13 protein-coding genes and 1 tRNA gene are annotated in these 11,537 nt (G+C 73.4%); 3 read left to right on the top strand and 11 right to left on the bottom strand.

Annotation, left to right across the window (positions count from 1 at the left end):
* Positions 1–6: 6 nt before the first annotated feature.
* Together ACWGKI_RS19385 and ACWGKI_RS19380 are read right to left on the bottom strand one after the other, a co-directional pair.
* Positions 7–1,497, bottom strand: coding sequence for an NCS2 family permease (locus tag ACWGKI_RS19385; protein ID WP_452189203.1), 1,491 nt, complete (start codon positions 1,495–1,497; stop codon positions 7–9).
* A gap of 30 nt (positions 1,498–1,527) precedes the next feature.
* A complete protein-coding gene (locus tag ACWGKI_RS19380; protein ID WP_380245536.1) occupies positions 1,528–2,067 on the bottom strand; it encodes a nucleoside deaminase in 540 nt (179 codons plus the stop codon).
* A 422-nt stretch (positions 2,068–2,489) separates the two neighbouring features.
* On the opposite strand from ACWGKI_RS19380, the gene ACWGKI_RS19375 reads away from it, so the two are divergent.
* Complete coding sequence (locus tag ACWGKI_RS19375) at positions 2,490–3,416, top strand: sulfurtransferase (protein ID WP_452189201.1); 927 nt, start codon at positions 2,490–2,492, stop codon at positions 3,414–3,416.
* Between the two features lie 216 nt (positions 3,417–3,632).
* The gene (locus ACWGKI_RS19370) at positions 3,633–4,076 is read left to right on the top strand and encodes a SufE family protein (protein WP_380245101.1); all 444 of its coding nucleotides are present in this window, start codon (positions 3,633–3,635) and stop codon (positions 4,074–4,076) included.
* Positions 4,077–4,091: 15 nt separating this feature from the next.
* Here ACWGKI_RS19370 and ACWGKI_RS19365 read toward each other — a convergent pair whose 3' ends face one another.
* Positions 4,092–4,451: a TFIIB-type zinc ribbon-containing protein gene (locus ACWGKI_RS19365; RefSeq protein WP_452189199.1), complete on the bottom strand. Its 360-nt coding sequence runs from the start codon at positions 4,449–4,451 to the stop codon at positions 4,092–4,094.
* Positions 4,452–4,530: 79 nt separating this feature from the next.
* Between ACWGKI_RS19365 and ACWGKI_RS19360 the strand changes: the two genes are divergently transcribed.
* The gene (locus tag ACWGKI_RS19360; protein WP_452189197.1) at positions 4,531–4,917 is read left to right on the top strand and encodes a universal stress protein; all 387 of its coding nucleotides are present in this window, start codon (positions 4,531–4,533) and stop codon (positions 4,915–4,917) included.
* Positions 4,918–4,950: 33 nt separating this feature from the next.
* Here the strand turns inward: ACWGKI_RS19360 and ACWGKI_RS19355 are convergent, their stop codons facing one another.
* The 8 genes from ACWGKI_RS19355 to ACWGKI_RS19320 form a co-directional block, all read right to left on the bottom strand.
* Positions 4,951–6,294: a DUF2235 domain-containing protein gene (locus ACWGKI_RS19355; protein WP_452189195.1), complete on the bottom strand. Its 1,344-nt coding sequence runs from the start codon at positions 6,292–6,294 to the stop codon at positions 4,951–4,953.
* Positions 6,295–6,385: 91 nt separating this feature from the next.
* Positions 6,386–7,264, bottom strand: coding sequence for an NAD(P)-dependent oxidoreductase (locus ACWGKI_RS19350; protein ID WP_452189193.1), 879 nt, complete (start codon positions 7,262–7,264; stop codon positions 6,386–6,388).
* A gap of 142 nt (positions 7,265–7,406) precedes the next feature.
* Positions 7,407–8,177, bottom strand: coding sequence for an amino acid ABC transporter ATP-binding protein (locus ACWGKI_RS19345; RefSeq protein WP_380245096.1), 771 nt, complete (start codon positions 8,175–8,177; stop codon positions 7,407–7,409).
* Positions 8,174–9,067 (bottom strand): ABC transporter permease subunit, encoded by an 894-nt coding sequence (locus ACWGKI_RS19340; RefSeq protein WP_452189191.1) that lies wholly within the window; start codon positions 9,065–9,067, stop codon positions 8,174–8,176. Before ACWGKI_RS19340 ends, ACWGKI_RS19345 begins: the two co-directional genes overlap by 4 nt.
* Positions 9,068–9,070: 3 nt before the next feature.
* Positions 9,071–9,934, bottom strand: a complete 864-nt coding sequence (locus ACWGKI_RS19335; RefSeq protein WP_380245094.1) for an ABC transporter substrate-binding protein — start codon at positions 9,932–9,934, stop codon at positions 9,071–9,073.
* Between the two features lie 156 nt (positions 9,935–10,090).
* Entirely contained in the window at positions 10,091–10,585 is a 495-nt protein-coding gene (locus ACWGKI_RS19330) for a dsRBD fold-containing protein (RefSeq protein ID WP_380245093.1), read from the bottom strand.
* Positions 10,586–10,711: 126 nt separating this feature from the next.
* The gene (locus tag ACWGKI_RS19325; RefSeq protein ID WP_380245092.1) at positions 10,712–10,981 is read right to left on the bottom strand and encodes a DUF7218 family protein; all 270 of its coding nucleotides are present in this window, start codon (positions 10,979–10,981) and stop codon (positions 10,712–10,714) included.
* Positions 10,982–11,234: 253 nt separating this feature from the next.
* Positions 11,235–11,311, bottom strand: a tRNA-Met gene (locus ACWGKI_RS19320).
* Positions 11,312–11,537: the final 226 nt, after the last annotated feature.

Here is an 11,537-nt window from a genome sequence, read left to right as displayed (position 1 = left end):
GTGCCGTCAGGCGCCGAGCGCCGCCGAGAGCGGGCCGCGCACGAAGTACACGAGGAAGCCGGCCGCGACCACCCACAGCAGCGGGTGCACCTCGCGCACCCTGCCGCAGGCGAACCGCAGCAGCACCCAGGTGATGAAGCCGATCCCGATGCCGTTGGCGATGGAGTACGTCAGCGGCATGGTCACGACCGTGAGGAACACCGGCAGGGCGACGGAGAAGTCACCCAGGTCGATCTCCTTGATCTCTCGCATCATCATCGCGCCGACCACGACCAGCGCGCCGCTGGCGACCTCGATCGGCACGACGGCGGTGAGCGGCGTGAGGAACATGGCGACCAGGAACAGCCCGCCCGTCACGACCGACGCCAGCCCGGTGCGGGCCCCCTCGCCGACACCTGCCGCCGAGTCCACGAACACCGTGTTCGACGACGACGACGAGGCGCCGCCGACGACCGCGCCGACGCCCTCGACGACCAGCGCCGACTTGATCCGCGGGAAGTTCCCGTCGGCGTCGGCGAGCCCGCCCTGCTTCGCGAGACCCGTCATCGTGCCCATCGCGTCGAAGAAGTTCGTGAAGAACAGGGTGAACACGAGCATCGTCGCCGCGAGCGCGCCGATGCGGTCGAAGGCGCCGAAGCTGAACTGGCCGAGCAGCGACAGGTCGGGCACCGACACCAGCGAGCCGGGCAGCGCGGGCACGGACAGGTGCCAGCCGCCCGGGTTGTCGGCGCCGGCGGGGCCGAGCCGGAGCACCGCCTCCACCACGACCGCGACGACAGTCGTCGCGACCAGGCCGATCAGCAAGCCACCCTTGACCCCCCGCGACACGAGGACGCCCATGAGCAGCAGCCCGAGCACGAAGATCATCGTCGGGACGGTGGTGATCGAGCCTCCGTCGCCGAGCTGGACCGGCGGGCCGGCCGGGGTGCGGGTGACGAAACCGGCGTCGACGAAGCCGATGAACGCGATGAAGAGGCCGATGCCGACCGTGATGGCCGCCTTCAGCTGGCGCGGGACGGCGTTGAAGATCGCCGACCGGGCGCCGGTGACGGCGAGCAGCACGATGAGCAGACCGTTGATGAGCACGAGGCCCATCGCCTCGGGCCAGGTCACGTCGCCGACCACGGCGACGGCGAGGAACGAGTTGATCCCCAGGCCGGCAGCGAGGGCGAACGGCAGGTTCGCGACGAGGCCGAACAGGATGGTCAGCACGCCCGCGGCGAGGCCGGTGACGGCGCCGACCTGGGCGGTCGCGAGCCAGCCGCCGGCGACGTCGGTCGGGGCGTTCTCGGCGCTGGTGCCGCCGAGGATGAGCGGGTTGAGGATCACGATGTACGCCATCGCGAAGAAGGTCACCAGGCCGCCACGGATCTCGCGTCCCGTGGTGGAGCCTCGCTCGGTGATCCTGAACAGCCGGTCCAGCGCGCCGCGCCGGGTGCCGGTGGTGGGCGTCTCGTCGTTCTCGGCGGTGTCCCGCCGGGTTCCCAGGATGGTCACGTCCTTGTGTCCTTTCCGGCCCGCTGCGCGTCAGTAGTCGATGCGGGTGTCGAGGACGCGCCACGCGTCGAAAGGCGCGAGGGCGCTGTCGGTGCGTTCGTGGCGCACCGTCATGACCTCGCCTGCGGCCCGGGTCTCGGGCGCGTCCAGCAGGCGGGCGGCGAAGAAGTCGTAGAACGCGGCGTCGTCGAACCCGGCGGCGGCCGCGTCGTGGCGGTCCGCGGCGAAGTAGACGGCGTCCACGCGCGCCCACAGGGCGGACGCGAGGCACATCGGGCACGGCTCGCAGCTGGAGTACAGGACGGCCCCGGACAGGTCGAACGTGCCCAGCTCGGCGCAGGCCCGCCGGATGGCGGTGACCTCGGCGTGGGCGGTGGGGTCGTTGTCCTGGGTGACACGGTTGTTGCCCTCGACGACGCGGCCGTCACGGGTGACGATCACGGCTCCGAAGGGGCCGCCCGCGTTCGCCACGCTGTCGACGGCCAGGGTGACGGCCTTCTCGAGGTGTGCTGCGTCCACGGGGACGGCCGTGCGGACTGGCTGGGTGCTGATCACGGCATTGCGGTCCATGGTGAGTCTCCACGGTTCGGGCAGCGACCCCCGGGCACACCACGGGTTCGTCGGCGCCGCACCGGGTCCGGCGCCGCACCGGGTCCGGTGCGGGACCGGGTGCTCGGCGGGCCGCTGCAGGCGAGTTGTCCTTCATGCCGCCTGGTAGATAGCTGCCGGTGTCGGATCGATCTCGTCGACCACCGCGCGGGAGTCGACGTCGACGTCCGCGCGGCCCGGGCCCGCCTTAGGCATTCGCGACGCTACACCCGGGCGGGGCGCGGTACAAGAGTTTCGGAATCATCCTTCCGCATCGCGGTCTTTCGAGGCTTGATTCATGCGTCTCGCATCGTGGTCCCACATGATGGACGCGGACTGTCCTCGCCGGTCGCGGTGTTCCTAGAGTGGCCACGACGTCCGGCCGCCGCACCGATGGAGGAACCATGCCCGCACCCACCGACCCGACACCCCGCCTCGCCGAGTACGCGCACCCCGAGCGCCTCGTGACGACGTCGTGGCTCGCCGAGAACCTCGACACCCCGGGCCTCGTGGTCGTGGAGTCCGACGAGGACGTCCTGCTGTACGAGACCGGCCACATCCCCGGCGCGGTGAAGATCGACTGGCACACGGACCTGCTGCAGCCGGTCGAGCGCGACTACCTCGACGGCGCCGGCTTCGCCGACCTGCTCGCCGACCGCGGCATCTCCCGGGACACGACCATCGTCCTGTACGGCGACAAGAACAACTGGTGGGCCGCGTACACCGCGTGGGTCTTCACCCTGTTCGGGCACGAGGACGTGCGCCTGCTCGACGGCGGCCGCAACCTGTGGGTCGCCGAGGGCCGCGAGCTCACCACCGACGTCCCCTCCCCCGCCCGCGGCACCTACCCGGTGGTCGAGCGCGACGACACCACGTTCCGCGCCTTCAAGGAGGACGTGCTCGCCCACCTCGGCAACGGTCCGCTGGTCGACATCCGCTCCCCGCAGGAGTTCTCCGGCGAGCGCCTCCACATCCCGGACTACCCGGAGGAGGGCGTGCTGCGCGGCGGCCACATCCCCTCGGCCCGCAACGTCCCCTGGGCCACCGCGGTGGCCGCGGACGGCACCTACAAGCCGCGGGCCGAGCTCGAGGCCATCTACCAGGACGGCGGCCTGGGCCTCACCGAGGGCGACTCCGTGATCACGTACTGCCGCATCGGCGAGCGCTCCAGCCACACCTGGTTCGCGCTGCGCTACCTGCTCGGCATCGACGACGTGCGCAACTACGACGGCTCCTGGACGGAGTGGGGCAACGCGGTGCGCGTGCCGATCGTCGCGGGCACCGAGCCGGGCGAGGTCCCCGCCGGCGTCAAGCAGCGCCAGGCCGCCTGACCCGTCCCCGCCGCGACCGCACGTCCGCCGAGGTAGTGCCGAACCTGCCGAGGTAGTGCCGAACCTGCCGAAGTAGTTCTCCCCGCGACGAGGTAGTGGTCTTGCCCACTACCTCGCCGCGGGGAGAACTACCTCGGCGCGGGGAGAACTACCTCGCGCGGTCTCGCACTACCTCGGCGGGGTCCGCGCCCACGCATGCCGAGAGAGACTGGAGCCATGACCGACGCCGCCACCCTGCCCGAGTCGCTGTCCGAGATCCGGGAGGACTTCCTCGCCCTGCCCGAGCGGGAGCGCCTCCAGCTCCTGCTCGAGTTCTCGCGCGAGCTGCCCGGCCTGCCCGCCCGGTACGAGAGCGCACCCGGCCTGCTGGAGCGGGTCGAGGAGTGCCAGTCCCCCGTGCGCGCGTTCGCGGAGGTCGACGGCGACGTCGTGCACTTCTTCGCCACCGCGCCCGAGGAGGCGCCCACCACCCGCGGGTTCGCGTCGATCCTCGCGCAGGGGCTGTCCGGGCTGTCGCCGCAGCAGGTCCTCGACGTGCCGGACGACTTCCCCCTGATGATCGGCCTCACCCGCGCCGTCAGCCCCCTGCGCCTCAACGGGATGGCGGGCATGCTCACCCGCGCCAAGCGGCAGGTGCGCGAGCAGCTCGCCGCCGCCTGACGGCGCCCGGGCGGTTCAGAAGTCGAACAGGTCGCCGAGGAACGAGTCCTTCTTCTTGCGCTTGCGGTAGCGGGGGTCGTACCCGCGCTCGTCGTACCGCTTGTCGTCATAGCGCTCGTCGAAGCGCCGCTCGTCGTACCTCGGCCCGTCGTAGCGCCGATCGTCGTACGACGCCGGGAGCGGCGGCCCGGGGGACGTCGGCGGCGGCACAGGACCGCGCGCCTCGGCGGCGATCTCCGACTCGAGGGAACGCTCGATGATCTTGTCGAGCTCGCCCCGGTCGAGCCAGACGCCGCGGCACTGCGGGCAGTAGTCGATCTCGACGCCCTTGCGCTCGGTCATGACGAGGACGGACTGGTCGTGCGGACACTGCATGGCGGCTGCTCCTTCGTCGGCTGGTGGGGACAACGGCCCGGACCGGCGGAGGGTTCCCTCGATGTGCGAGAGTGTGCCCATGACGGTGCTCGTGGCCTACAACCCGTCGCCCCACGGTGAGGCGGCCGTCCGGACGGCGATCGCGGAGGCGGCCCGCAGAGGGCTCGCCCTGCACGTCGTGCACCTGGCACGGTCGGACGACCCGGTGGACGGCGACCCGCTCGACGGCCTGCTCGACGACGTGCCGCAGGGCGTGGAGGTGCGGCCCGTCACCCGGCGCGCCGCCGGCACGGAGCCGGCCGACGCGATCCTCGACGCCGCCGACGAGGTCGGCGCGACCCTCGTCGTCCTCGGCTCCCGCAAGCGCTCCAGCGCCGGCACCTTCCTCATCGGCACGACGACGCAGCGGGTGCTGCTCGACGCGTCCGTGCCCGTCCTGGTCGTCAAGGACGCCTACGACGACTGACCGGCCCGCCCGGTCTGCCCGGTCCGGCGACCCTCAGCGCCCTGCGGTCAGGGCGCGCGGGACGCGCTCGTGCGCGACGACGTCGCCCCGCGGCACGACGAGCGGCCGCAGGTCGCCACGCGCGGCGTCCACCTGCTCCACCGGGAGCCGCTCCACGCCGCCCGCCTCCGCCATCCACCAGCCGAGGTTGGGCGCGAGCGCCGCGTAGCCGTCGCGCATCACGTAGCGCAGCACCGTGTCGGCGAGCCGTACGCCGTCGCGCCACGGCTCGGCGACGCCGCCGGACGGCCCCGCCGCGAGGGTCGCGGCCGGTACGGTCGCCGGCAGCGCGAGCACGCGCAGCCCGTGCCGGAACACGACGCGCCCGTCGACCGTCTCGTACCGCGGCCGCACGCGCTTGACCACGTTGATGACCCGGAAGGGCCACGGCGGCGCCTGGGCGAGGATCAGCTCGGCCTTCGGCGTCAGCTGGCGCGCCAGACGGTGCTCGTCGAACCGGACGCCGACGGCGCGCAGCTCGTCCGCCATCCACTGCAGCGCCATGTCGGAGAGGCCGCAGCGCGCGCCCCCGCCGCCGACGTCACCGTGCGTGCCCGGGAACCACACCTGCTGCACCCGGTCCGGCGGGTCGCCGTCGGGCACGGTCCACAGGCAGGGCGCGAACGTGAGGCGGCGCTCGTCGATCGCCAGGGCCTGCCGGGCGGTGACGACGGCCGACGACAAGGACACGTCGTGGAACCTGTTCTTGCGTCGCGAGAGCCCCGGCACCCCGAGCGCGCCGACGGTGTCGAAGACGCCGAGGAACCGCACCGGGACGCGGATTCCGTGGGCGGCGCGGAACCGCTCCTTCTCCGCCTTGACCTCGTCGCACCGGCGCAGCAGCGCCTCGGCGCGACGACGGCGCCACGACCCTTCCCGGGTGCGGTGGACGGTCCGCTCCGCCCTCGCGACCCTGCGCGGTGTCGGAGGCTTGAGCCGGTACACGCGCTCGGCCTCGTGCAGCAGCCCGGCGTCCGTCGCCTCCGGGGTCAGCAGACCCACCTGCGAGAGCATCCCGACGACGCTGCGCGCCGTGTAGGCGCCGCGCGAGTAGCCGAGCACCACGATCTCGTCGCCCGGCTCGTAGCTCATGGCGAGGAACTGGTAGCCGTCCACGACGTTCCGCGTGAACCCGAAGCCGAACGCCCCGCCCAGGAGCTGGTCCACGAGGTAGCCGCGGGCGCCGACGCCCCCCACGTACCCGACGAGCTGCTCGACGTCGCTGTCGCCGCCCCCTCCGGAGCGCCGCACGCAGCGCGCGAGCTTCTCGATGTTGGAGACCTGCGAGTTCACCGCGTGGCTCCACGTCCCGTCACAGCACAGCACCAGTCGTTTCATGGTCGTCCCTCCATGGATCTCGGAGGGTCTGCGGCCGGCGGTGATACGACGGGCGCCCGGCGAGGGGGCGGCGGCCCCGGTCGGCGAGGGCTCAGGCGACGACGCGGATGACGGCGCTGTGGTCCAGCTCCCCGTCACCGCGCTCGACCATCCGCTGGTACCGGGTGCGCGCCACCTCGGTGAGCGCCGTGTCGACGCCGAGCGCCTCGCCCGCCGCGATGCCGAACTCGAGGTCCTTGAGCTGGGTGCGGCAGGCCCCGCCGTGCGCGTAGTCGCCGGTCAGGTAGCGGCGTGACTTGTCGTCCAGGAGCCGCGAGCCCGCCAGCCCGCCGCCCAGCACCTCGAGCACCGTCGCGAGGTCGAGGCCGCCCGCCCGGGCGACGGCGACCGCCTCGGCCAGGGCGTTGAGCGTGCCCCCCACGACGATCTGGTTGCACGTCTTGGCGAGCGAGCCCGAACCCACCGGGCCCAGGTGCCGCACGGTGGTCCCCATCGCGTCGAGCAGGGGCCGGACGGCGGCGAGGTCCGCGTCCGCACCACCCGCCATGATGCTCAGGCTGCCGGCGACCGCGCCCTCGACGCCGCCGCTGACGGGGGCGTCGACCAGGCGGACGCCGGTCGCCGCGAGCTCTGCCGCCCACGCGGTCACCGCGACCGGGCTCACCGTGCTCATGACGACCAGCACCGGGTCGGCCACCCCGGCCGCGGACCACCCTGCGCGCAGCCCGTCCGGCCGTTCCACGACGTCGCGCACCTGGGGCAGGTCCGGGAGCATGACGACGACCACGGGTCGGGCCGCGTCCGCGGGCCGCGCGGCGACCGTGGCGAGCGGCTGGTCCCGCGCGACGTCCTCGGCCCGTGCGGCGGTGCGGTTCCACAGGGCGACGTCGTACCCCGCCGCGAGCAGGTTCCGCGCCATCGGCGCCCCCATCGGTCCCGTGCCGACGAACCCGACCGGCGTGCCCCGCATGCTCGACCTCCACTCTCCTGGACACCGGCGGCGGTGCCGGCGGCCTCAGGCTACGGGCATCCGCGCGGCACTTTCGGTTCGGTGCGGCAGTTCGAGCTGCCGCACCGAACCGGAACTGCCGCGGAGTGGGCCGAGAGCCTCGTCAGCGCAGGCGCCGCAGGAACTCGCGCGTCCGGTCCTGCTGCGGGTCGCCGAGCACCTGGGCGGGCGTGCCGCGCTCGTGCACGCGCCCGGCGTGCAGGAAGACGACCTCGTCGGCCACCTCGCGGGCGAAGCCCATCTCGTGCGTCGCGACGAGCATCGTCGTCGGCCGGCCGGCCACCCCCTCGGTGCGCAGCGACAGCAGCAGGTCCAGCACCTCGCCCACGAGCTCCGGGTCGAGGGCGGAGGTCACCTCGTCGAGCAGCAGCAGCTCCGGCCCGTTCACGAGGGCGCGGGCGATGGCGGCGCGCTGCTGCTGGCCGCCCGAGAGCTGGTCGGGGTAGGCCTGCGCCTTGTCGGCCAGCCCGACGCGCTCCAGCATCGCCAGGGCGGCGCTCTCGGCCTCGGCGCGCGGCACCCGGTGCACGACGCGCGGCGCGAGGGTCACGTTGTCGAGCACCCGCAGGTGCGGGAACAGGTTGTACTGCTGGAAGACCATCGCGAGGCGGGCGCGGACGGCGTCGGCGTCCACCCAGGGGTCGGCGACGTCGAGGCCGTCGAGCAGCACCTGGCCGTCGTCGACCTCCTCCAGCAGGTCCACCACCCGCAAGAGGGTGGACTTGCCGGAGCCCGACGAGCCGACGACGACGACGCACGCGCCCGCGGCGACGTCGAGGTCGACGCCGTCGAGGACGACCTTGCGGTCCGCGCCGGCGCCGAAGGACTTGCGGACGTCGCGCAGCGACAGGAGGGGCACGGCCGCGGCGCTCATCGCACGACCCCCGCGCCGGCGACCCCGCGCAGCTCGCCCCGCCAGCCCTGGCGGGCCGACCAGGCGTCCACGAGGCGTGTCAGCGGCACCGAGATCGCGAGGAACAGCAGGCCGGCCACCACGTACGGCGTGAAGTTGTAGTCGCCCGTCGTGGCGATCTGCGCGGCGCGGATCGCGTCGACCGCGCCGAGGATCGAGATGAGCCCGGAGTCCTTCTGCAGCGACACCAGCATGCTCGCTACCGGCGCGGTGACGTTCCGCACGGCCTGGGGCAGGACGACGCGCCGCACCGCCTGCCCGCGGCTCAGACCCAGCGACCGCGCGGCTGCCACCTGCGACGGGTGCACCGCCTCGATGCCCGCCCGGAAGAGCTCCGCCAGGTAGGCGGTGTAGCAGACCACGATCGACAGGCCGCCGAGGAACGCGGCGCTGACCGGCAGCCACGGCAGCCGCAGCGCCGGCAGCCCGAACCCGACCAGCAGGAGCACCAGCAGCAACGGGACGCCACGGAACACGTCGACGTACCCGACGGCGAGGAGCCGCAGCGGGAACAGGGCCGGCACGCGGGACGTCCGCACGACGGCGAGCAGCAGGCCGACGACGAGGGCCACGACGCTCGCCACGACCCACACCCGCAGGTTGAGCCACAGGCCCGCGGCCACCTCGGGCAGCACCTCCCACGCACGCTCGGGCGAGAAGAACGCCTCTCGGGCCCGTTCCCAGCCGGGCGCCGTCGTCACGACGTAGACGACGGCGGCCAGCACCAGGACGGTCGCGACCGCGGCGACGAGCAGCGCGCGGCGGTGCTGGGCGCGCCGGTAGGCCGCGCGGGCGCGGGCCCGCGCGGAGGGCTGCCAGCCGGGGGTCCGGGCGGTCGTGGGGGCGCTCACGTGTCAGGAGAGCTCGGGGACGTCGTCCGACTTGAGCCACGTGGTGCGCAGGTCGTCGAGGGTGCCGTTCTCCTCCAGGGTGTCGACGGCGGCCGAGACGCACGGCGTGAGCGAGGAGCCCTTGTCGAGCACCAGCCCGAGCTGCTCCGGCTCCCCGACGGGCGGCAGCGTGCCGACGACGTGGGTGTCGGGGAAGTAGACGGTCGAGGCCGCGACGCCCTGGTCGACGTCCATCACCATGGCGTCGATCGTGCCGGAGCTCAGCGCGGTCATCCCGTCCCCGGCCGCGTTGAACGGCGTGACCTCGACGTCGTCCCCCCAGGCGGCGTCGGCGGCCGCGAGGGACGTCTGGGACGCGGTGACGCCCACCTTGGCGCCCTTGAGGTCCGCGAGGCTCGCAGCGTCGGAGAACTTGCCCTCGTCGGCCACGATGACGCCCTGCCGGCTGGTGAGGTACGGGCTGGAGAAGTCGACGGCGCCCTTGCGCTCGTCGGTGATCGTGGTCTGGTATGCCGCCACGTCGAACGGCTTCACCGCCGGGCTGATGATCTGCTCGAACGTGACGGAGGTCCACTCGACGTCGTCCTTCGCGAAGCCCAGCTCGTCCGCGACGGCGTAGACGAGGGCGGACTCGAAGCCCTTCCCGCTGCTGGGGTCGCCCACGTACCAGGGCTCGAACGGGTCGCTCGCGCCCACCGTGAGCGTGCCGTCGGTGAGCGTCTTCATCCCTTCGGGCGTGCAGTCGGTGGCGCTGCCGGAGGGCGTGGCGCCGGTGTCGCCGTCGTCGCCGGACGACGAGCACCCGGCGACCGCGAGGGTGGCGGCGGAGGCGAGGGCGACCGCGAGGAGAGGGCGGGAGGTACGCACGAGGAGGGCCTTCCGGAGGTGTGGACTGCGACGGGCACGACGTCGCGAGCCTATGCCGCCCACCACCTCTCGCGGCATGGCGGTCGTCACAGGCGGGGCGCGCCCGGGTTGTCGATGTTCCCCGGGCAGGGCCCCGTGCCCGCGCCGGTCAGGCGGTCAGGGGTGCACGTGCGCGCGGTGCCCGGTCTGTGCCGAGATGTCCTGCTCCGCCTGCTCGAGCAGCGCGTCCGCGAGCCGACGCAGGGCTCGCGCAGCCGCCACCTCGTCGCCGATCACCGGGATCTGCGCGTCGCCCGGGTCCTTGCGCGCGTGCCCGACGGCGCGCAGCGAGCCCACGTCCGGGCCGGGCGTCAGCATCGCCTCGGCGGTCGTGCTGCCGGCCGCCTCCATGAGCGACACCCGCACGTCCCAGGTGAGCGCCCGCGCCACCTCCGGTCGTGGCGGGCGCGCCGGCACGGCGTCGCCGCCCTCGTGCTGCACCAAGGTGTCCGCCCCGGGGAAGACCAGCGTCTCCTCGCCCGTGTCCGACCAGCGCACCTGGAACGGCGGGGTGCCGTCCCCGTGGGGGCACCCGACCACGATCCCGTCGCGCACCGCACCGCCGACCACCCCGGACGCCACCACGATCCGGTCCCCCACCGTCGCCCTCATCGCCGCCTCCTCGCGCCGTCGCACGCCCGCCGCCCGAGCTCGGTCCTGTCCGTCCATCATGCGCCGGGGTGCCGCGACAGGCAGCACGTCACAGCCACCGCGGGGCAGGGCGGCGGCGTTAGGCCGTCAGTGCGAGCGCAGCGCGTCGACCAGCTCGCTCTTGCGCATCGACGACCGGCCCTCGATGCCGATCTCGGCCGCACGCTTGCGCAGGTCGGCCACCGTCCAGTCGTCGTAGCTGCCGGACTCGCCGCCCTTCTTCCCGACCTTGCCGCGCCCGCGAGCGGCGGCGGCGTTCGCGATCCGCGCGGACTTCTCCTTGCTGTTGCCCTCGTCCCGGAGCTCCTCGTACAGCTCCTTGTCCTTGACGCTCGGTCCCGCATCCCGTCGGGGCATCGTCGGTCCTCTCGCTCGTCGGGCGCGCCGCTGGCGGGCGTCCTCCACGCTCTTGGGTTCTCCACCTTGGCCCCAGAGCCGCGCTGGTCGCATCTCCAGCCGTGCGGGGACGCGCGCCGGCCGGCCCGCGACTGCACGGCGGGCGAGGACGGGAGGGGGCGGGCGTACGACGGCGACGTCGCGCCCGGCCCGGGAATGACGAAGGCCCCGACCGGATCCCGGTCGGGGCCTTCTGGATGTCGACGACATCCCGTGGTAGCGGGGGCAGGATTTGAACCTGCGACCTCTGGGTTATGAGCCCAGCGAGCTACCGAGCTGCTCCACCCCGCGTCGACTCCCTGAACATTACGGCACGTTCGGGCGCGAGCCAAGTCCAATCGGGCGAATGGGACCCACGTCACACCCGAGCCCGCTGCTGCGCTCCCGGAGACGCCGCGGGGCCGCCGGGGGCCCGCGGGCCGCGCCCCCCCCCCCCCCGCCCCCCCCCCGGGCCCCGCCGGCGCCCTCTGGGGGGTGGGGATTAAAAAAAAAAAAAACCCACACAACCACAAAAAAA

This window comes from Isoptericola sp. NPDC055881, from assembly GCF_053615895.1.
The sequence above is the reverse complement of the archived record's forward strand: the minus strand, read 5'-3'. Positions and strand labels throughout refer to the sequence as shown.

Bases quoted from the DNA above. Each gene is read 5' to 3' on its own strand.
- ACWGKI_RS19380 (WP_380245536.1), bottom strand. From the start codon at position 2,067: ATGGACCGCAATGCCGTGATCAGCACCCAGCCAGTCCGCACGGCCGTC.
- ACWGKI_RS19375 (WP_452189201.1), top strand. From the start codon at position 2,490: ATGCCCGCACCCACCGACCCGACACCCCGCCTCGCCGAGTACGCGCAC.
- ACWGKI_RS19370 (WP_380245101.1), top strand. From the start codon at position 3,633: ATGACCGACGCCGCCACCCTGCCCGAGTCGCTGTCCGAGATCCGGGAG.
- ACWGKI_RS19365 (WP_452189199.1), bottom strand. From the start codon at position 4,451: ATGCAGTGTCCGCACGACCAGTCCGTCCTCGTCATGACCGAGCGCAAG.
- ACWGKI_RS19360 (WP_452189197.1), top strand. From the start codon at position 4,531: ATGACGGTGCTCGTGGCCTACAACCCGTCGCCCCACGGTGAGGCGGCC.
- ACWGKI_RS19355 (WP_452189195.1), bottom strand. From the start codon at position 6,294: ATGAAACGACTGGTGCTGTGCTGTGACGGGACGTGGAGCCACGCGGTG.
- ACWGKI_RS19350 (WP_452189193.1), bottom strand. From the start codon at position 7,264: ATGCGGGGCACGCCGGTCGGGTTCGTCGGCACGGGACCGATGGGGGCG.
- ACWGKI_RS19345 (WP_380245096.1), bottom strand. From the start codon at position 8,177: ATGAGCGCCGCGGCCGTGCCCCTCCTGTCGCTGCGCGACGTCCGCAAG.
- ACWGKI_RS19330 (WP_380245093.1), bottom strand. From the start codon at position 10,585: ATGAGGGCGACGGTGGGGGACCGGATCGTGGTGGCGTCCGGGGTGGTC.
- ACWGKI_RS19325 (WP_380245092.1), bottom strand. From the start codon at position 10,981: ATGCCCCGACGGGATGCGGGACCGAGCGTCAAGGACAAGGAGCTGTAC.